Annotated in this window: 12 protein-coding genes; 9 read left to right on the top strand and 3 right to left on the bottom strand. The window is 39.2% G+C overall.

Translation table 11 applies throughout. The features are described 5' to 3' along the window. Nucleotides 1-47 precede the first annotated feature (47 nt). Together F2A31_RS10810 and glpD are read left to right on the top strand one after the other, a co-directional pair. Entirely contained in the window at nucleotides 48-806 is a 759-nt protein-coding gene (locus tag F2A31_RS10810; RefSeq protein ID WP_005081720.1) for a DeoR/GlpR family DNA-binding transcription regulator, read from the top strand. Between the two features lie 239 nt (nucleotides 807-1,045). Next, nucleotides 1,046-2,566: a glycerol-3-phosphate dehydrogenase gene (gene glpD / locus F2A31_RS10805; RefSeq protein ID WP_150026387.1), complete on the top strand. Its 1,521-nt coding sequence runs from the start codon at nucleotides 1,046-1,048 to the stop codon at nucleotides 2,564-2,566. 45 nt (nucleotides 2,567-2,611) lie between these two features. Here glpD and F2A31_RS10800 read toward each other — a convergent pair whose 3' ends face one another. After that, the gene (locus F2A31_RS10800) at nucleotides 2,612-4,789 is read right to left on the bottom strand and encodes a TonB-dependent siderophore receptor (protein ID WP_150026386.1); all 2,178 of its coding nucleotides are present in this window, start codon (nucleotides 4,787-4,789) and stop codon (nucleotides 2,612-2,614) included. Between the two features lie 380 nt (nucleotides 4,790-5,169). Here F2A31_RS10800 and F2A31_RS10795 point away from each other — a divergent pair, with 380 nt between their 5' ends. The 3 genes from F2A31_RS10795 to F2A31_RS10785 are packed head-to-tail and all read left to right on the top strand — an operon-like array spanning nucleotide 5,170 to nucleotide 13,984. Beyond that, on the top strand, nucleotides 5,170-6,936 hold the full coding sequence (locus F2A31_RS10795; protein ID WP_150026385.1) for a ShlB/FhaC/HecB family hemolysin secretion/activation protein: 1,767 nt from the start codon (nucleotides 5,170-5,172) through the stop codon (nucleotides 6,934-6,936). Nucleotides 6,937-6,981: 45 nt separating this feature from the next. Continuing rightward, nucleotides 6,982-13,533 carry a two-partner secretion domain-containing protein gene (locus tag F2A31_RS10790; RefSeq protein ID WP_150026384.1) on the top strand — a complete coding sequence of 2,184 codons (6,552 nt, stop codon included), beginning with the start codon at nucleotides 6,982-6,984 and terminating at the stop codon, nucleotides 13,531-13,533. Between the two features lies 1 nt (nucleotide 13,534). Continuing rightward, nucleotides 13,535-13,984: a hypothetical protein gene (locus F2A31_RS10785; RefSeq protein ID WP_150026383.1), complete on the top strand. Its 450-nt coding sequence runs from the start codon at nucleotides 13,535-13,537 to the stop codon at nucleotides 13,982-13,984. A 414-nt stretch (nucleotides 13,985-14,398) separates the two neighbouring features. Here the strand turns inward: F2A31_RS10785 and F2A31_RS10780 are convergent, their stop codons facing one another. Next, the gene (locus tag F2A31_RS10780) at nucleotides 14,399-16,228 is read right to left on the bottom strand and encodes a phosphoenolpyruvate carboxykinase (GTP) (protein ID WP_150026382.1); all 1,830 of its coding nucleotides are present in this window, start codon (nucleotides 16,226-16,228) and stop codon (nucleotides 14,399-14,401) included. Between the two features lie 397 nt (nucleotides 16,229-16,625). Between F2A31_RS10780 and F2A31_RS10775 the strand changes: the two genes are divergently transcribed. The 4 genes from F2A31_RS10775 (at nucleotide 16,626) to groL (ending at nucleotide 20,473) form a co-directional block, all read left to right on the top strand. After that, entirely contained in the window at nucleotides 16,626-17,564 is a 939-nt protein-coding gene (locus F2A31_RS10775) for a diacylglycerol/lipid kinase family protein (protein WP_150026381.1), read from the top strand. Beyond that, nucleotides 17,545-18,297, top strand: a complete 753-nt coding sequence (locus F2A31_RS10770) for a metallophosphoesterase family protein (protein WP_150026380.1) — start codon at nucleotides 17,545-17,547, stop codon at nucleotides 18,295-18,297. The genes F2A31_RS10775 and F2A31_RS10770 overlap by 20 nt, the downstream gene beginning before the upstream one ends. A gap of 191 nt (nucleotides 18,298-18,488) precedes the next feature. Next, on the top strand, nucleotides 18,489-18,779 hold the full coding sequence (locus tag F2A31_RS10765) for a co-chaperone GroES (protein WP_150026379.1): 291 nt from the start codon (nucleotides 18,489-18,491) through the stop codon (nucleotides 18,777-18,779). A gap of 59 nt (nucleotides 18,780-18,838) precedes the next feature. Beyond that, complete coding sequence (gene groL / locus F2A31_RS10760; RefSeq protein WP_150026378.1) at nucleotides 18,839-20,473, top strand: chaperonin GroEL; 1,635 nt, start codon at nucleotides 18,839-18,841, stop codon at nucleotides 20,471-20,473. A 73-nt stretch (nucleotides 20,474-20,546) separates the two neighbouring features. On the opposite strand, the gene F2A31_RS10755 is transcribed toward groL, so the two are convergent. Next, on the bottom strand, nucleotides 20,547-20,921 hold the full coding sequence (locus tag F2A31_RS10755) for a diacylglycerol kinase (protein ID WP_150027779.1): 375 nt from the start codon (nucleotides 20,919-20,921) through the stop codon (nucleotides 20,547-20,549). Nucleotides 20,922-21,111 lie beyond the last annotated feature (190 nt).

Genomic DNA, 21,111 nt, shown 5'->3' with positions numbered 1-21,111 from the left:
ACAATCACTGAGTCATATTGATTTAAAATAGCATAGGATGGATGAGCATGAGCTTGATACTACGCCAACAAAAAACCCTTGAGCTTGTACGGGAACGTGGCTATATCAGTATTGAAGAGCTTGCTCAATATTTCGATGTGACACCACAGACGATTCGTCGTGATATTAATCAATTGGCTGATGAAGGCTTGCTGCGTCGCTATCATGGCGGCGCAGCACATGATTCAACGGTGGAAAACACGGAATATACCACCCGTGTTGGTTACATGCTTGAAGAAAAGAGAACTATTGCAGAGGCTGTGGCGGCGGCTGTACCCGACCATGCTTCGTTGTTTATTAACATCGGGACAACCACAGAAGCCATTGCACATGCATTGTTAAACCACACTGGACTAAAAATTATCACCAATAATTTAAATGTCGCGAAGATTTTGAGTACTAAAGAAGATTTTGAGGTATTGATCGCCAGTGGGCGTGTTCGTCCAGACGGAGGGGTGATTGGTCAAGCAACCGCTGACTTTTTTAAACAGTTCAAGGCTGATTATGCTTTAGTGGGGATTAGTGGAATAGAAGAAGATGGCACATTGTTAGATTTCGATTTTCAAGAAGTCTGTGTATCACAAGAAATTATCTCAAGTGCTCGTCAGGTTTTTCTCGCAGCAGACAGTAGTAAGTTTGGTCGAAATGCAATGATTCGTTTAGGATCATTAAAACAAGTTGATTGCATTTTTACGGATCAACAACCCAATGAGCAATATATGAAAATGATCCAAGAATTAGACGTTGGTTTGATTATTGCGAAATAGATTTCATTTTCGAAAAACAACGTACCAAATTCTAATAAAAATTATTTAAAATCAATTGTATTTTCTTGTTTAGTGGAATGTCTGAGACATTCCACGGCTTTCACTTAATTTTCATTTGAATAATTCAATACACAAAACGTCGATTAGTTTACGTTTTTGTGGCTATTTTATATTGTTAATTTTCATTTTATATGTTTAAATTTTCATTATTGAACAATAATGAAAATTTGCGGTGATTTATGCAAACTTCTCCTCAGTCAAGTGACAAAATTTATGACCTTGCCATCATTGGTGGTGGGATCAATGGTGTGGGTATTGCTGTTGATGCTGCTGGGCGTGGTTTATCGGTATTTTTATGTGAAAAAGATGATTTGGCGAGCCATACTTCATCTGCGAGTAGTAAGCTGATTCACGGTGGTTTGCGTTACCTTGAACATAAAGAGTTTCGTTTGGTGCGTGAAGCATTAGCTGAGCGTGAAGTGTTGCTCAATAAAGCGCCACACATTATTCGCCCAATGCGTTTTATTATGCCTCATCGTCCACATTTACGCCCAGCATGGCTGATTCGTACGGGCTTATTCTTTTATGATCATTTAGGTAAGCGTGAAAAATTATTGGGTTCAAATAATGTCTACTTTAAAGATGATAGTCCGTTAAACACAGCGATTACACGTGGTTTTGAATATTCAGACTGTGCAGTAGATGATTCACGTTTAGTTGTTTTGAATGCAATGCATGCACGTGAAAAAGGGGCAGAAATTGTAACGCGTACCCGTTGTTTATCTGCTCGACGTGAAGGACAAATTTGGATTGTCGATTTGGAAAATGCAGAAGGGCAATTTCAAATTAAAGCGAAGGCTTTGGTGAATGCTGCAGGTCCTTGGGTCGCACAGTTTATTAAACAGGATTTACAGCTAAAATCTCCTTATGGTATTCGTTTGATTCAAGGTAGTCACATCATCGTACCGAAGCTTTATGAGGGTGATAAAGCTTTCATTATGCAAAATGATGACCGCCGTATTGTCTTTGCAATTCCATATTTGGATCAATACACCATGATTGGTACCACCGACCATGAGTATGAAGGTGATCCAGCTCAAGTGAAAATTACTCAAGCTGAGATTGATTATCTCATTGAGGTGAGTAATGCGCATTTTAAAAAGCAACTTACCCAAGCTGATATTATCTCAACTTTCGCTGGGGTGCGCCCATTATGTGACGATGAGTCAGATAATCCATCTGCGGTGACACGTGACTATACGTTAGCCTTATCAAAAGAAGCTGCGGAGCAAGCGCCATTACTTTCGGTATTTGGTGGAAAGTTAACGACTTATCGTAAGCTTGCTGAGTCTGCAATGTTGCAACTGAAAGCATTTTTCCCAGCGATGAAAGGCAGTTGGACTGCAACGGAAACTTTGCCGGGCGGTGAAAAGATGGTGTCGGTTGAGCAGTTAGCTAATGAAATCCGCGCGCAAATCTCCGATGCTTCAGAAGCTTTGGCGAAACGTTGGGCGGGAGCCTATGGCTCGCGTATTTGGAATATTTTAGGTGAAGCAAGTTCGGTTAAGCAGCTTGGTCAACATTTTGGTCAGGGCTTATATGTGAGAGAAGTGGACTATTTGTGGCGTTTCGAATGGGTAACGACCAGTGAAGATCTTCTTTGGAGACGCTCTAAGCTTGGTTTAAGCATGACTAATGATGAAGTCGCATCATTGGATGCATATTTAAAAACTAAAAATCAGGCACCTAACGCTGCTTAAAATATTAACCCCTTATCCTAGTATTAAGATAAGGGGTTAAATTTATTAATATTTAAACTTAAGCGCAACGCTATAGTTTGCAGGTTCTCCGTAGAATGCTTGACTATAAGTGAAGCTATTTAAATAATTTTTATCAGTGACATTATTTGCATTGGCCTGAACGGTGAAATGTTGGTTCACTTCATAGCTTGCCATTAGATTTAGTAAAGCATAATCACTTTGTTTCAAATACGCCGATTTTACATTGTCAAAAATCGAGGTTTTCCCTTGCCATTGCAGTCCTGCGCCAACTTTTAGTTTTGGTAGTTGAGCAGGTGTATAGGTGGTCAGTAGATTAAAGGTTTGAGTCGGATTATAAGTTCTCGCAGCCCCACCATTTTTTAGATCTTGTAAACTAAATTGAGCATAACCAAGAGAGACGTTGACTTGATCGGTTAATTGTCCTGCCAAACCAACTTCGACACCTTGTGAACGTAAATCACTAATCCCAACTTTTCGATTTAAAGGATGTCCGTCACTTGAGCGCAGAGGATAATTATTTTCTTCTGTTCTAAATATCGCCAAGGTTCCTGTTAGTTTGTCATCTAACCACGCACTTTTAATCCCAACTTCATAGCTTTTACCTTCGATTGGATCGGCAACTTTTCCTGTGGCTTCATTCACAGAAGTTTGAGGGCGAAAGATCGAGGTGTAACTCATATAACCTATATATTCAGGGCTAAAGTTATAGGTAATCCCTGCATAAGGCGAAAGCTTACTTTCATCGTAATTCATTGGTGAGGTGTAGCTATAACCCTCACTTTTTGCTTTAACGTAGTTGGCGCCAAGTGTCACTTTGAGATCATCATTGAGGTGAAGACGTGTGGCTGCATAAATAGATTCATTACGTTGGCTGTAGTCAGCTTGTTTGACGAAATCTGACCAAGTGACATGCTTTGGTGTCCAGCTTGCCCAATTGGTTGTATAAGGTGTAACTGAGATTTGTCCGTTGTATTCAGAGCTTACATGATTGATATTGCTGTCATGTAGCGTACCTTGCTTTTGGTGGTCAACTTGATCACTTTTAGAAAAGGTATAACCAATGATTGCTTCATGCTCTCGATTAAATAGGTCAAATTTGCCTTGAAGATTAAAATCAGCAGTGTGTAGTTTATTATTCTCTAAATAACCATTTGGTGTTAATGAAACTCCTGAGCCGTCTGCGTTTGGATAGCCATAATAGTATAAAAGCTGGCTTTCACGATCTTTTTCATTGTAGTTATAGCTTAGGTTAGCAGACCATGTATCTAGGAATTTTTGTTTTAGTTCGATAAATGCATTTCTAGAAGTGTTGTCCCAATATGCCCAATCTGGATTGGGGTTAAATGAGCGATCATAACTGAGTTGTTTGCCAGAACTATCCATGAGTGGGATCGCACCCCAGTTGTTGGCATTTGGTTTATTTTTTTCTTGACTGGCACCAATGGTGAGAAGGGTAGAGTCAGTAATATCTGCTTCTATAACACCTACAATTCCATTTTTTTCTGAGGAATAACGATCGAGATGTGAGTCACCTGTTTGTTGGAAGCCAGCCAATCTTGCACGTATATGATCATTTAAACGACCAGAAGCATCTGCTTCATAGCGTTGCGTGTCCCACGAACCATAGCTAAGAGAGCTGCTGGCTTGAAACTCTTTGGTTGGGCGCTTTCGAACGTAGTTGATGGTTGCACTTGGATCACCAAAAGCATTGGTTAAAGCATTTGCGCCTTTAACGACTTCAATACGATCATAAAAATAACTGTCAGGATTAGTATCTGTGGTATTCCAATTGGTTAATGGGAAACCAACACCATCAATTAATATATTTGAAATTTCGAATCCGCGAGCCATATATACGGCGCGTTCCGTTTCGAGCGCATTGACTGTTACGCCAGGGGTATTATTTAAAATATCTCGTGTTGAGGTTAAACCAAAGTCTTCGATCTGTTGGCGAGTGATGACATTGATGGTTTGAGGGGTTTCTTTGGCTGCGATATTGAGCTTGGTCGCACTTGAGCTATTTTTAATCGTATAGGATTTGGTGCTTTCAGAATCCGAATTTTCTTCCTGAGTCGCTTTGACTTGAATGGTTGGGAGTTGCTGTGATACTTCATCTGCTGCAAAGCTGTAGGGGCTAATGCTGACTAAGCTTGATAGCGCAAGAAAAAGTGAGTTTCGTTTGAAGGAGAGGGTCGAGCTCATATTTACAACCGTGTAAATGAGAAATATTATTATTATAATTATCGTTAAAAATGTTTTGTTTTGCAATTTTTTTGTTATGAAGTTTTGGGATATACGGGTGAAATCCAAATATTAAGTTGGGATTTACAAGATATAGAAGATGGAAAATTGAAAGAGGAATATTGATTTTTATCAAAAGTTAAATATAAGTAATTAATATTAAATATTTCTTAACAATATCAGGCATGCTTAAAAAATTAAATAAACATAATAATCAGCAAATTAGAATTTATTATTAATTTTTTAAATATATTGATGATAACAATTCTTGTTAAGGTTGAGTGAATAATGTATATTCCGTTTCAGTTTGTAACATTACATAACATTCTGTATATTTGAATATGAATAAAACAATTCGTTTTTATGCTGCATGTGTAGCATCTATCCCTCTCTCTGCGATCGCTGCTGACTTAAAGTCTCCCCCGAGTCCAGAACAAATCTCTACATTGGAAGTCGTTCGGCAGGATCAGCGTTTACATGAATTAAAGCAACAATTACTTGAGCAAAACATTCAGCTCACACCAAAACCAGCCAAGGATCATCAAAGCTTACAATCGATTGTTGTTGCAGAAAGCCCATGTTTTAAAATCAACCAACTCAGTTTAGATATTACAAACAATCAGGATCAGAGATACAGCCCAAAAGACTTCGACTTTGTCATCAAAGCATTAAGTGATCCCAAAAAAGGAATTTTGGGACAGTGCATTGGCACGCAAAGCCTACAAAACTTGGTGAAATTTGCACAGAATGAAGTGCTTAAGAAAGGCTACCTCACCACGCAAGTCATTGCTCCTCAACAAGACTTAAATACGGGCATTTTAGAATTACAGCTTGAACTAGGGCGATTGCATCAGTTCATTCAAAAAGATGCCGAGCCATCAAAATTAGAACTCTCCGCTGCGTTACCTTTTAAAGAAAATGATGTCCTTAATCTACGGCAGTTTGATCAAGGCTTAGAAAATTTAAAACGAGCAACCAATCGACGTTTAGACCTTCAAATTGTGCCAACAAATGATGAACACCATGAACATCGCGGCTATAGTGATGTATTGATTTCTGCTGAACCTTTACAAAAACTGAATTTTAATATCGGGCTTGATGACTCGGGCACTAAAAGTACAGGAAAATATATTGGTAATGTTGGGATTGGGGTAAACAGTCCATTTCATCTCAACGATGCATTCAATCTAAACTTTAGTCATTCACTAGATAACTTGCATCGTGACCGCAACCAAAACTTCTTTGCGAGCTATCAACTCCCATTTCGTAACTATGATGTGAGTGTTAGTTTTAACCAGTCAGAATACGAACAATATGTTGCAGGCTATAACCAACCAATTTTATATAGCGGAAAAAACCAACAAAGCAATCTTACTGTATCTCGTCTTTTAAGCCGTGGTAGTCACTATAAGACGAGTGTATATAGCAAAATCTATCATAAGCGTAGCCAAAACTTTATTGACGACATTGAAGTAGGCGTACAACGACGTCAAACCTCAGGCTGGAATGCAGGATTACAACACCGTCAATATGTAGGGGCTGGCACTGTAGATGTAGGGCTGGACTATCGGCATGGTACGGGTGCTTTTAATGCCAAACTTGCCGCAGAAGAACAAATTAGAGATATCAATGGAGAGCAGCGCCCTGCCGAAGGATATTCAAGAGCACCTTTATGGAGTGCGGACCTACGCCTTAACTATCCTTTACTGATTTTAGATCATCCCGCTCAATACCGTTTGAACTGGAAAGGGCAATACGCACCCAAGATTTTAGTCCCACAGGATCGCTTCTATATTGGCGGTCGATACAGTGTTAGAGGCTTTGATGGTGATGTCATGCTCTCAGGAGATAACGGACATTACCTACAACAGGAAATGAGCTTTGGAACAGCGATTCCCAATACCCAATTCTATTTGGGTATTGATCAAGGCTGGGTCAATGGACGCAATAGTATTGCGGGGAAACGACACCTCATAGGCAGTGTATTTGGACTACGTAGTTATTCTCGAGGGGTGTATTTAGATGCCTTTGCAGGACATGGGCTAGTTGCACCAAAAACCTTAGCAAAAGATTGGGTTACAGGCTTTAGCCTTAGTTATTCGTACTAAACCATATTTTTACTTATTTAATATTCAACTTATAGCAGAATTGACATGAACAAAAATCGTTACCGTATTATTTATAACAAAGCTCGTCAAATGTTTATGGCTGTTGCAGAAAATGCAAAAAGCCAAAGCAAAGCATCGGGTCAAAGTACTAACTCGACCACAACTAGCTCTGAAGAATCATTCCATCAGCTTTGGCATGTCAAGGCTTTGGTTGCCAGTATGAGCATATGGATGCCACTTTCATCGGTTTATGCAGGCATGGTAGCAGACACTGGCGCACCAGCTGCGAACCGACCTGTGATTGGGGTTGGACAAAATTCACAAAAACAAAATGTACCTGTCATTAATATTCAAACACCGAACAAAAGCGGTGTATCACACAACATTTATAAAGAGTTTGATGTCCCAACGCAGGGTGCAGTGCTCAACAACAGCCGTACAGGTGCTGCCTCAAGCATTGTGGGGAGTGTTGGTGCTAACCCATACTTACAAACAGGTGAAGCCCGCCTGATTTTAAATGAAGTCAACTCAGCACGCGCGAGCCAATTTGAAGGTAACCTTGAAATTGCGGGTCAACGCGCTGATTTGATTATTGCAAACCCATCGGGGATTAATGTTAAAGGTGGTGGTTTTATTAATGCCAATCGAGCCACTTTAACGACTGGTAAGCCGCAGTTCAATGCGGATGGTTCGATCAAACAATTTGTGATCGACCAAGGTAAGATCACCATTTCTGCAAATACAGGTTCACAGCTTGGCTTGGGTGGGGCAAATAACAACGCCAACTATCTTGATATTTATACCAGAGCTTTAGAACTCAATGCACAACTCCATGCTGAACAAGACATTCAGGTGGTGACAGGTGCTAATACCATTAGTGCAGATCTCACACAAATTCAGAATAAAACCTCAACTGCGGCGGCACCAACCGTTGCCATCGATGTCAAAGCATTGGGTGGCATGTATGCCAATAACATCTATCTTGTGGGTACAGAAAAAGGACTAGGGGTTAATAATGCGGGCACCCTACAAGCGGTAAATAATCTTGTGGTCACCAGTGCAGGAAAGATTGAACATACAGGAAGCATCAGTTCAACCAGTAAGACTCAAGGTTTGGTCAGTGTTTCGACTACAGGCACGGGGACAGCCGCTGATATTAATTCAGCAGGGACGATTAGTAGCTTTGGTTTGCTAAGTCTAGACTCTGGAAATGATATCAATATTAAAGCTAAAGATGTGACTTTGAATTATGAAGGTGTTGCATCTTCACCTTTGATCGTTAGTGCGGAAGGCAATGTTAATGTGGCTGATTCAGCCAAGATCAGAAATATGGGGGCAACAGGTGACCTCTATATTGATGCTACAAACATCAATTTAGCTGCGAACTCAGAACTTAGAAGCAATCGAGGATCAGCACACATCCAAGCCCAAAAGGACTTTACGTCAAACAAAGCAGGGTTGGTAGCGGCTAAAGATTTAACTATTAGTGCGAATAATCATCTCAATCTTACCGATACACGCTTACATGCATCAACAGGCAATATTCAATTACAGTCCAGCTCAAAAGAAACGGCGTTAAATAAAATCACGGTTCAAGGTGGAAGTGTTAGCGCAGCAAAAGAGTTTGCAATTTATGCAGACAAAGACATCACCCTAAACAATATCGATTTTATTAAGAAAGCAAATAGTAGCCAAGCTCAAGTCAACAGTATTAATGCCTATGCAGGCAATAATTTAAGTTTTACCACTGCAAATCAAGAATTTCCGTATACGGCTGGGAAAATTCAACTGGGTGCAGGCAATCAGTTGAGATTAGAAGGTAAGGATAAAAACTCTAAGTTATCAGGAGGTGGCGGGTTAAAACTTTCTGGGAAAAATGTTACCACTAAAAATATTTATATGACGGGTTCTGGGGCGAATGGTGTTGATATTGTGAGTGATGGTGGCAATATCTTACTTGATCAAGGAAGTCGACTCTGGGCAAATACAGGTGATATAAACATTAATGCCTTAAATGGCAGTATTACTGCAAATAGCCTACAAGTAGGTACTTTAGGTAAGGCATCACTACTTGCTAGTAAAAATGTCATCTTAGCTGCAAACAAAGTTGAAACCGCTGTAACGGGCACAGATGCTAAAAATATCACCTATACCCCAAGTAAAATCTCCGCAGAGAAAGGTATTCAGATCGCATCAATTGATAACGGATATCTACGTTTAAACACCATAAATTTAGATGCTAAAAATGGTGATATCCAGTTAGATGCAAAAGGCAATATTAGTCTAGTGCGCTCAGATGTAATTACTCAACAACAAAAGGCAGATGGAAGTTTTAGTCCTAACAAAACTTATTTATGGAGTGAGTTAAACGGTAAAAATATCCTGATCAATAGTGGTGCAAGTAACAGTTTACATTGGGGTAATTTAAACGCCACAGGGAACATCCAAGCGCAAGCAAAAGGCACACAGTTCTTATATGGTATGAACCTTAAGAGTGGTGCAAACACAACTTTACATGCTGATGGACGTCAGACCTTGCATTATGTTACAGCTCAGTCTGCGGGGCATACAGCATTGAGCACTAAAGATAGGCTGCATTTGAGTTCAAGTATAGTCGCTGCTGACGGTACGACAAACTGGGGGGTGGGTAATACCGTCAAGCTACAAGCTGATGGTGTGCTTTCATTAGTTAGTGGTGCTGGTCAGTATCTACAAAATACAGACCTTAAAGGTGGTGCTGTGCTGATTGAAAGCGGTTCTGGCTTTGATGTGAATAAGAATGTCAAAGTGACAGCTACAGGCTCACCGCTATTGAATAATGACAAGGACCTAAAAAAACTCAATGGTAATTTAAGTATTCAAACCAACGATAATTTAACCATTGATCCTAAGTTACTGACACTGAGTGCGGTGGGTGATTATGATCTGATGAGTAAAAAAGGTGACTTAACACTTATTGGACATGGTGGGACTAAGGGTAATGGTAGTGAGCAAGTCGTTAAGCTTAACACCGCCAATGGTGGAATCAATCTTGCTGGTCAAAAAGTGGAGTTGCAGGGAACGCAATTAAATGCTGCTAAAGATATCTCGATTGTATCGACTGATGGTGATTTGATTATAGATGGCGTGAAGAATACGTTGACAAGTCAGCCATCAACAAAACATATCAATGATTTAAGTGAAAGAAAGGATTATTTAGATCAAGAATATACCGCATTGCGTAACGATGAAAATTATAAAAGAATGATGTATTTAGTGAACCATGAATACACAACAAAAAATGGAGTGATTGGTGCATTAAACGAAATAAAATTATTGGTAGAGAAATTAAACGAAAGATATTTAATTACCGTCACTCCGTATGGGGATGGACTTACTACTCGTATTGACCTTGCCAATCGTCGGACAATGTATATTACAGATGTAACTGTTGCCCAACCTTATAAACAAGAATTTGAAGATATCAAACAAACAATTGCGATTTTAGGTAAAAATGTAACTGGCTACGAACACCTAGGCGCAACCCTGACGAGCACTATAGGTAATATCAATCTCGCGTCAAACAAAGGTTTAAGTATTAGTGGTTCAACTATTGATGCTCAAAGAGGTGCTGTTCTAATTGAAGCAGCAGGAACATTGGCAAATGAAGAATATCAAATTCAGGGTGAATTTAAGAGCGATATAAAAAATAGTGTTAAACAAGGAAAAATTAAGGGAAGCATCATTATCGATGCCACCCAAGATTCTTACGAAATTGGTCAAGTGACCAACACTGATTATAATTGGCGTAGCCCTGTAAATGCGACCACGATCAACGGTGATAAAGGCGTTAAAATCAAAGCCGCAGGCAAAAGCGCGACAGATAATTTGATCTTACAAGGCGTAGGGATTACATCGAATAATGGTAATGTCGATATTGAAGCCTATAAGAATATTATTTTTGATGTAGCTGTTGAAAACGCTTATGACAAGAGTAAGAAAACAGAAACTAAACGCAAATGGTATGGCAAGAAAAAGACCACAACCACGATAAAAACGGCTGAACGTGTTGGTGGAGTATCGGTCGATATTGATGCAAAAAATATCAATATTACAAGTGAAGAGGCGAAAAAGGCTGATGATAAAGAAACTGGAACCCATCGTACCAGTATCGACATGTATTCGAGTCAGTTAACGGCGCATGGCGGTAAAGTTAAGATTTTAGCGGGTGGAGATATCAATCTTTTAACTGCTGATAATCTCTCTAAAGATACCCTCGATATCAGTAAAAGTAACTCGTGGATGGGTATTAAACTCAATAAATCTAAATATACCAGCACTCGAAATATTAAATCAGAACTACCTGCTGTTTTAGAAGCAAGTTATATCGGTGCTCAAGCCGATGGCAATATTGTTTTAAAAGGTACTGAGTTTAATTATTTGGAAGGTGCGGACATACAAGCTGGTCAGGAAATTTATCTGCTTGGTGCATCGAAACTTGTAGAAGCAACAAAGACTAAAACAAGTAACAGTGTGGTTTGGCAATCAATGCAAGACCAAGGGTCGATTACTGAAACATCGAAGTTACCTACCTTTAATGGACCTGTTGCACCGAAGTTTGTTGGTAGTTTAACTGTTCAAGTGCCTGTTGCCAAAAGAACAGCTAACCAAAAAGAGTTGATAGCAGAAATTGAAAAACTCGCTAAGACACCTGGAAATGCGTACCTCAAATCTCTAGTTGATAACAAAGATCAAAAAGTAAACTGGGAACAAATCCTTTTAACCAATGAAGATTGGGATTATAAGTCTCAAGGCTTAACTGCGGCTGGTGCCGCTATTTTAGCGATTGTGATTGCGGCAGTAACAGCTGGTGCTGGGGCAGCGGCTCTTGGGACAACAGCTACAGTTTCGTCTGCGACAACAATTACTGTCGGAGGCACACAAGTAGCGATTGCAGCTGGGGGAACGATTACTACATTTGGTGGAAGTATTATTGGCTATACAGCCGCATCAGGTGCAGCAGCAGTATTTAGTACCGCAGGGGCAATGATTAATGCAGGATTGACTGCTTTAGCGACACAAGCTTCTATTAGTGCGGTAAATAATGGTGGAGATTTAACTAAGGTTCTCAAGGAGTTGGGAAGTAAAGACTCAGTCAAGAGTTTAGTAACAACGGTCGTTACTGTTGGCATTATGGATTCTATTGGTGCAAGTTTTGATATTAAACTTAAAGACATGCCTCAGCTAGAAAAAATGGCAAATGGATTTGTTCAAGGTGTTAGTTCTAATATCATAAGTAGTACCGTACAAGGTCAAAGTTTATCAGATAGTCTTGAGAAAGCATTATTAGCAGGACTTGCGTCATCATTACAAGGTGGGCTTTCAGGCGAAATTAAGCAACTGGAAGACATAAACTATCTTTTGCATAAAATTGCTCATGCAGCGGCTGGTTGTTTAGCTGGAGCATTACAGAAAAGTTGTGAAGCAGGTGCTATTGGTGCTGTTGTCGGAGAAATGGCAGCTGATCTAGTTCCTCGAAGCAAAGAGCTCAAAGATATGACACCGCAAGAGCGGGATGCATATAATAAAAAGGTTGTAGCAACCGCACAACTTATAGCGGGGACAGTATCTGCTTATAGTGGCTATGATGTGAATACTGCTGCAAATAGTGCGGCGGTAGCGGTAACAAACAATTATTTAACCAGTAAAGAGGTTAATGAACTCAAAGCTGAACTTGATAAGTGCACGGATAACCAGTGCAAGACAAATGCATTTATGAAGTATAAAGTAGTTAGTGATGCCAATGATGCGGCATTAAGAGCTGCGTGTAGTGGCTTAGGGTTAAATAGCAATGCTTGTACAGGACATATTAATGCATTGCTAGATGGTTTGTCTCAAGCACAAAATGTGAAGTTAAAAAGTCAATATATGGCATTTAATAGTCTGGGTAAATTTGACAATACCGTCCAATTAAAAGCAGATGCGATAAAAGCCACTAATATTTTTACAACTTGGGCAAACACGAATTGTGGTAGTGGTGTAAGTGAGGCTGTTTGTAAAAGTAGATATGATGCGTTAGATGTAAAACGAAAAGAAGAATTACAAAATGCGCTTGATGTCATTGCGTGGATGCCTGTAGCAGGCAATGCAATGAGTATGGCGGATAGCTTTAAAGTATTATTAACTGGCACAGGTATAGCTGGTTTAGAACAAAACCGATTACTGGCCGCAGCCAATATTGTATCGGCAGGATTCGGGAATCGGGTAACTCGAACGCATAATGCTACAAATGTTGTTAATCATGCGCCAAGATTGAAGCCAAGAATAGAAAATGGTAATTCAAAAGAAGGATGGCAACATATAGATGAGAGACATATATCTGGTACAAGTGCAAAAGGTGCTGGAGATTTATTTGTAAAAGGAACAACGAGAAGCCAAATAGAGGAAGCATCAACTCAACTTGTTCTGAGTGGTACTCGAATATCAGACCCATCATCAAGACTACAGACATATGAAAAACGGATAGTTATTAATGGACAGCGGGATAGGGTTCGAGTTGTTGTTGACTCACATGATAAGAATCGTGTTATTACAATATTCCCAGTACGGAGCGAATAATATGTTGGATATAGAATGTGTTTTTGATGAGAATACTGATCTATCAGGTCTAGATTTGGGGCATTTACGGATTACTAATGACGGAAAAGAAATTATAAATTCTATAGATTTAGGCAATAGTGGTGAAATGATGATATTTTTATCATTACCATTATTACTTTATGGTCTAGAAAGCTTACTACGTGGCAAGAGTAAGGAGTTCGAGTTTATTGGGGTAGATTCGTCTAAATTTATTATTGAATTTAAGATTGATGAAAAAAGATATATTAAAGTTTTTTATCAAAAGGAAATGGTTTTTTGTGGTGAGATTAAAAGAGTAGTATCTGAATTTTATTTTGCATGTAAATCTACATGGGATAAATATAGTCGAATTTTACCAGAAGATGATATGTGTAGAGACGATATAGAGTTATATTTAACGAGATTATATAGTGTTTTGAAAAGTAGTTGATAGCCCTTATGCCAACCTCCTATTGCACCAGTTGATTTGAAGATAACATATAAATCAGGGTGCATTAGGAGCAAACCATGCCAAAGAATCCTATCGCTGACCCCACAAATTCAACCTCATCCAGAACTGGAAAGACGTTCACGTCGAACCTTCAGCACTTTTATCTTGTACTAATTGATGATATATCATTTGGGGTTAATGAGTTGTCTAAATGGTATCAGGATTATATAGGGTTTTAGAAATAATTTTCAGTTCCATTTTTCGATATTAAACTTGTAATCTTAAAAAGCTGCTTCTCGATGCAGCTTTTTATTTAACATTAATTTGTAAAATAAATATGGTCTAATATAAATTTTCAAATCACCAGACAACAAAAAAAGGTCGCCGAAGCGACCTTTTTATGTCATTTAATTATTAAGCAGATTTAACCGCATTTAATAATTCATTTTGACGATCTTTAAGTGCTTGAGGTAAACGATCACCAAGTTTAGTAAATAACTCAGTGTGGCTTTCAAGTTCTTTGATCCATTGGTCTTTGTCTTGTGCTGTAACAGTTTCGAATTGCTCTTTAGAGAAGTCGATACCAGTCCAGTTCAATTGTTCGTAAGTTGGAACGTAACCGATTGGTGTTTCAGTCGCTTCAGCACGACCTTCACAACGATCAATGATCCACTCAAGAACACGCATGTTTTGACCGAAACCAGGCCATACGAAGTTGCCTTCAGCATCACGACGGAACCAGTTTACATTGAAGATTTTTGGTAATTTGTTACCAGCAGCTTCTGCTTTAGCACCAACTTCTTGACCAAGTTGTAACCAATGACCGAAGTAATCAGCCATGTTATAACCAGCGAAAGGAAGCATCGCAAATGGATCACGACGAACGATACCTTGTTGACCAACAGCAGCAGCAGTTGTTTCAGAACCCATAGTTGCAGCTTTATACACGCCATCAACCCAATCAAAAGCTTCTGATACTAAAGGCACTGTGTCCGCACGGCGACCACCGAAGATGAATGCTGAGATCGGCACACCTGCTGGATTTTCCCAGTCAGCGTCGATAGAAGGGCATTGACCTGCTGAAACTGTGAAACGCGCATTTGGATGAGCAGCTTTGTCTTCACCAGTATGCGGTTGACCTTTCCAGTTGGTAAGGTTCGCTGGAACTTCTTTAGAAAGACCTTCCCACCATACTTCGCCGTTATCAGTTACAGCAACGTTCGTATAGATCACATCTTTGTGAAGTGTTGCCATACAGTTCGGATTAGTCTTGGTATTTGTACCAGGTGCAACACCGAAGAAACCAGCTTCTGGGTTGATTGCATATAAACGACCGTCTTCACCCGGTTTGATCCAAGCGATATCGTCACCTACAGTCTCAATCTTCCAACCTTCATAACCTGCTGGTGGAATTAACATTGCAAAGTTAGTTTTACCACAAGCAGAAGGGAATGCCGCTGCGATGTAGTGTTTTTCACCTTGTGGGTTTGTTACACCCAAAATCAGCATGTGCTCAGCTAACCAGCCTTGTTCACGACCCATTGCAGATGCAATACGTAAAGCTAAGCATTTTTTACCAAGTAAAGCGTTACCACCATAACCAGAACCGTAAGACCAGATTTCACGAGTTTCTGGGTAATGCACGATATATTTTTCACTGTTGCAAGGCCAAGCAACATCTTTTTGACCGTCTTTTAGCGGTGCTGCAACTGTATGTACGCAAGGTACAAATTCACCGTCTGTACCAAGCACGTCATAAACTGCTTTACCCATACGTGCCATTTTCTTCATTGATACAGCAACGTAAGGTGAGTCTGTAAGTTCGATACCGATATGAGCGATATGGCTACCTAAAGGACCCATTGAGAATGGAACCACGTACATGGTACGACCTTCCATTGAACCATCAAATAAGCCATTTAATTTTGTACGCATCTCAGCAGGAGCAACCCAGTTATTGGTCGCACCAGCATCTTCTTGGTTTTGTGAGCAAATATAAGTACGGTCTTCAACACGAGCAACGTCAGAAGGATCAGAATTTGCAAGATAAGAACCAGGATGTTTTTCTTGGTTAAGTTTTTGCATGGTGCCGTTAGCGATCATCAAGTCGATAAGACGTTGATATTCTTCTTCGCTTCCGTCACACCACTCGATTTTTGCTGGTTTGGTTAATTTTGCAATTTCTTCCACCCATGCAATTAGCTTAGGGTGACGAACGAATTCTGGTGCGTTCACTTGGGTCATGGTGATGCCTTTTTAAAGTGTGTACAACGTACAAATTCTATCTACTGGATGGCAGTAAAATAGATGAAGTAAAAAAAGTGGCTGTATTAAAGCATAAAATCGAAAAAAAAATAAGACCAATGAATGTTGTAGTGTATTGACTCTAAATACACTATTGTGTTGTAAGTTGTTGTTTTTAATAATCTGCTTATTTTTTTTGATCTTTATTTGAATTTTTTATATGTGTTATTTTTATCAAAAATTATTTTAAATAACAATGATGTATGATTGTTAAGGATACTTGAGAATTATTATTGATTAAATGAATGATGTTCATTCAAAATTTACATAAACAAGCTTTTATTTGTTGATTTTGTGAACAAAAATAGGGCTAATAATCGTCTTAAGTTTAATCTGTATGAGCTTAAAATTACGCCCTCTTTCGATCATTTATAATCAAAAATCAGGATTTCATGCGTCACAACAAAGTGAAGAATATGAACAGCTGATGACCTACTGGACGCAACAGGGGTTCGAAATTCAGGTATTTGAATTGAATCAACATGCCAGTTTTGATGACATGATGTCGGAGATTTTGGTGAGACATCAGCAAACTGACTTTCGAGGTGTAGTGGTCGCAGCAGGTGGAGATGGTACCTTAAATGCTGTTGCTCAGCGTTTAATGTATACGGATATTCCGATAGGTATTATGCCATTAGGTACATTTAACTATGTTGCCCGTGCTCTACATATTCCAATTAATGTTGTCCAAGCTGCTGAAATTATTGCTACGGGAAAGGTACATGACGTGCATGTGGCCAAAATCAATGATCATATTTATTTGAATAATGCGAGCTTGGGTTTATATCCTTTATTTATTAAAAAGCGTGAATTGTATAATCAACGTTTAGGCCGTTTTCCTTTACATGCTTACACATCAGGGTTAGACGTGCTCCTGCGTGAACATAAGTCACTCAAACTTTCAGTTACTGTAGATGGTCAGAAATATCCGGTGACGACACCTCTCATTTTTTTTGGTAATAATCAGCTTCAGCTCAGTGATATGAAATTAAGAATTGCTGAGTGCGCAGCAAATGGAAAACTTGCTGGTGTTGTTGTTGCGAAAAGTGACCGTCTCAGTTTATTAAAAATGTTATGGAAATTGATTCAAGGTAAAATTGATCAGGCTTCTGATGTTTATACATTCTGTGCTGAGCAAATCGAGGTAGGGTGTAAAAAAATGCAGCTAACAGTTGCCATAGATGGAGAACTGGTAGAAATGCAAAGTCCATTAAGATTCTCAGTAGAAAAATCCGCATTGAAAGTGATGGTTCCGAATGTTACTACATCTATCTGATCTGCATTTTGGAACAGAGCGAGAGGTTTGTATTGAGGCAATTCACCAATTTTGTCAGCAACACCGCCCTGAAGTGGTGGTTGTAAGTGGTGATTTAACTCAGCGAGCACGTTATCAACAGTTTTATGCATGTGTGCAGTTTTTAAATTCGCTATCTATTCCTTATTTGGTGGTACCTGGGAATCATGATATTCCGCTATACCACGTCTGGAATCGTTTTTTTTCTCCATTTTTACGTTATCAAATGTTTTTTGGCAGTTTGGAGAAGACTTTAGAGACAGAGCATTTCTATATTGTTGGAATGAATAGTATTCGTAGGCGATACCATACGCGAGGACACATTTCTTATGACCAGATCAATGAAACCTATGAAAAATTAAAAAATGCGCCATCGGGTAAGATTAAGTTAGGGGTTTTTCATCAACCTTTTTATACTTTTCCAGATGATCATGGCGGTAAGGATTGTCCTGTTTTAGGGAAAATTGCATTACAGAAATGGGGTGGAACTGGATTATTTGGTTTGTTGCATGGGCATTTACACAAAGTTGCAGTGCATGATTTAAATCAAATTTTCAATTTAGGGTTTGATCATCCGATTCTTGATATTCATGCAGGTACAGCGATATCGAATCGGGTACGTTTTGGCTTGCCGAATAGTTTTAATGTGATTTTAAGCAATGGTGTGATTGAACATTACTACTTTAATGAAGATAAAAAACAGTTTGAAAAGTAGCGTAAACAGGTCAAATGTTTGATTCAGGTTCGTGATGTTTGAAAAAAGATCAAAAAGTCGAAATTTTTTTTAATTTTCCCCTTGAAGCCTTTTTTTTTAACCCCACAAAAGTGGCATATCAAAATTTTGTTGATTGCTACTGGAGTAGCAATGCAAATTAATCAAAAAGACTAAGTCTGATGGAGTTAAATATGAGCAACATTCGTCCATTACATGATCGCGTAGTGATTCGTCGCGTAGAAGAAGAAACCAAAACTGCTGGTGGTATTTTACTTCCTGGTTCTGCTGCTGAAAAACCATCGCAAGGTGAGGTGATTGCAGTAGGTAATGGTCAGATCACTGACAATGGCGTTCGTGCTTTAGACGTTAAAGTTGGAGACAAAGTATTATTCGGTACTTATGCGGGTACAACTGTGAAAGTAGATGGTGAAGAACTATTAATTATGAAAGAGTCGGATATCTTAGCTGTGCTTGAAGGCTAATCGACACATAACTCAAATTTATTATCAGATTCAGTATTTAAAAAGATCCGGAGTTTAACATGTCAGCTAAAGACGTAAAATTTGGTGATTCAGCTCGCTCAAAAATGATTGCAGGTGTGAACGTACTTGCAGATGCAGTAAAAGTAACTTTAGGCCCTAAAGGTCGTAATGTTGTTATCGATCGTTCTTTCGGTGCACCGCACATCACTAAAGATGGTGTAACCGTTGCAAAAGAAATTTCTTTAAAAGACAAGTTTGAAAACATGGGTGCTCAACTTGTTCGTGAAGTATCGAGTAAAACAAATGACATCGCAGGTGATGGTACAACAACTGCAACTGTACTTGCTCAAGCAATTTTAAATGAAGGGATCAAATCAGTAACGGCTGGTATGAACCCAATGGATTTAAAACGTGGTATTGATATCGCAGTGAAAACTGTAGTTGAAAATATCCGTGCCAATGCAAAACCTGCTGATGACTTTAAAGCGATTGAACAAGTTGGTTCGATCTCTGCAAACTCTGATACCACTGTTGGTAAATTAATTGCACAAGCAATGGAAAAAGTGGGTAAAGAAGGTGTTATCACTGTTGAGGAAGGTTCTGGCTTCGAAGACGCTTTAGACGTTGTTGAAGGTATGCAGTTTGACCGCGGTTATATCTCTCCGTATTTCGCGAACAAGCAAGATACGTTAACTGCTGAACTTGAAAACCCATTCATTCTTCTTGTTGACAAGAAAATTAGCAATATCCGTGAATTAATCACCGTATTAGAAGCCGTTGCTAAAACTGGCAAACCGCTTTTAATTATTGCTGAAGATGTTGAAGGTGAAGCGCTTGCAACATTAGTTGTGAACAACATGCGCGGTATTATCAAAGTATGTGCAGTGAAAGCACCTGGTTTTGGTGATCGCCGTAAAGCAATGCTCCAAGATATTGCGATCTTAACTGGCGGTACTGTGATTTCAGAAGAAATCGGTATGGCGCTTGATCAAACAACACTTGAACACTTAGGTACGGCACACAAAGTAACAGTATCTAAAGAAAATACTGTGATTGTTGATGGTGCTGGTAATGCTGCTCAAATCGCTGAGCGTGTTCAACAGATTCGTGCTCAAATCGAAGAGTCTACTTCTGAATATGACAAAGAAAAACTTCAAGAACGTGTTGCTAAATTAGCAGGCGGTGTTGCAGTAATTAAAATCGGTGCTGCAACTGAAGTTGAAATGAAAGAGAAGAAAGACCGTGTAGATGATGCACTTCATGCGACTCGTGCAGCAGTTGAAGAAGGTGTTGTTGCTGGTGGTGGTGTTGCACTTGTACGTGCCGTAAACGTATTAGATGGCTTGAAAGGTGCGAACGAAGATCAAACTGCAGGTATCAATATCTTACGTCGTGCGATTGAAGCACCACTTCGTCAAATCGTTGCGAACGCTGGGGATGAGCCATCAGTTGTAATCAATGCGGTTAAAGGTGGTGAAGGTAACTTTGGTTATAACGCTGCAACTGGCGAATATGGTGACATGTTGGAGATGGGTATCCTTGACCCAGCTAAAGTAACACGTTCAGCACTTGAACATGCAGCTTCTGTTGCTGGTTTAATGTTGACAACGGAATGTATGATCACTGATATCCCAGAAGACAAACCAGCTGCTCCAGACATGGGCGGTATGGGTGGTATGGGCGGAATGATGTAACAGCGCATCTTCGTCTAGATCAAAAAAGTCCCTGCATCTGCAGGGACTTTTTTATATGGAATATACTGGATGTTTAGCGAAATAAAATAATTATCCAAGTAAAAAAGATAATGGCTAAAGAAACGAACTGAGCTGCGCTCCCCATATCTTTTGCATTTTTAGATAATTCATGCTTTTCAAGTGAAATACGGTCCACAACAGCTTCAATGGCTGAATTAAATAATTCGACAATAATTGCCAACAAACAGACAGCAACCATCAGTGCCTGCTCCAAGGCAGATACATGGATAAAAAAGCTGGCAGGAATCAAAATTAAATTAAGCAAAATAATTTGTCTAAAAGCAGCTTCATGGTTAAATGCAGCTTTAAAGCCAGCAAGCGAATAGCCTGTGGCATTTAGGATGCGTTTGATACCATTTTTGCCTTTATAGGGAGAATAAGGCGTCATAATTGAACTTACAGAAAATAATATGCTGACATTATAAAAGTAAAAAAACGATCTAGAATTGGCAATAAGTTGCATGGGCATTCCAAAATCGTTGTCTTTCGCGCCAATTTTACTCGAACATTCAGATTTGATTTGTTAATTTCTTCGATGCTTAGGATAATAAGCCCAGAGAAAATTATGGAATAGACTG

This window comes from Acinetobacter suaedae, assembly GCF_008630915.1.
GTDB lineage: Bacteria > Pseudomonadota > Gammaproteobacteria > Pseudomonadales > Moraxellaceae > Acinetobacter > Acinetobacter suaedae.
This window is presented reverse-complemented; position numbering and strand designations above follow the sequence as displayed.

Coding starts and splice junctions, on each gene's coding strand:
- F2A31_RS10810 (WP_005081720.1), top strand. CDS start 48: ATGAGCTTGATACTACGCCAACAAAAAACCCTTGAGCTTGTACGGGAA.
- glpD (WP_150026387.1), top strand. CDS start 1,046: ATGCAAACTTCTCCTCAGTCAAGTGACAAAATTTATGACCTTGCCATC.
- F2A31_RS10800 (WP_150026386.1), bottom strand. CDS start 4,789: ATGAGCTCGACCCTCTCCTTCAAACGAAACTCACTTTTTCTTGCGCTA.
- F2A31_RS10795 (WP_150026385.1), top strand. CDS start 5,170: ATGAATAAAACAATTCGTTTTTATGCTGCATGTGTAGCATCTATCCCT.
- F2A31_RS10790 (WP_150026384.1), top strand. CDS start 6,982: ATGAACAAAAATCGTTACCGTATTATTTATAACAAAGCTCGTCAAATG.
- F2A31_RS10785 (WP_150026383.1), top strand. CDS start 13,535: ATGTTGGATATAGAATGTGTTTTTGATGAGAATACTGATCTATCAGGT.
- F2A31_RS10780 (WP_150026382.1), bottom strand. CDS start 16,228: ATGACCCAAGTGAACGCACCAGAATTCGTTCGTCACCCTAAGCTAATT.
- F2A31_RS10775 (WP_150026381.1), top strand. CDS start 16,626: ATGAGCTTAAAATTACGCCCTCTTTCGATCATTTATAATCAAAAATCA.
- F2A31_RS10770 (WP_150026380.1), top strand. CDS start 17,545: ATGTTACTACATCTATCTGATCTGCATTTTGGAACAGAGCGAGAGGTT.
- F2A31_RS10765 (WP_150026379.1), top strand. CDS start 18,489: ATGAGCAACATTCGTCCATTACATGATCGCGTAGTGATTCGTCGCGTA.
- groL (WP_150026378.1), top strand. CDS start 18,839: ATGTCAGCTAAAGACGTAAAATTTGGTGATTCAGCTCGCTCAAAAATG.
- F2A31_RS10755 (WP_150027779.1), bottom strand. CDS start 20,921: ATGACGCCTTATTCTCCCTATAAAGGCAAAAATGGTATCAAACGCATC.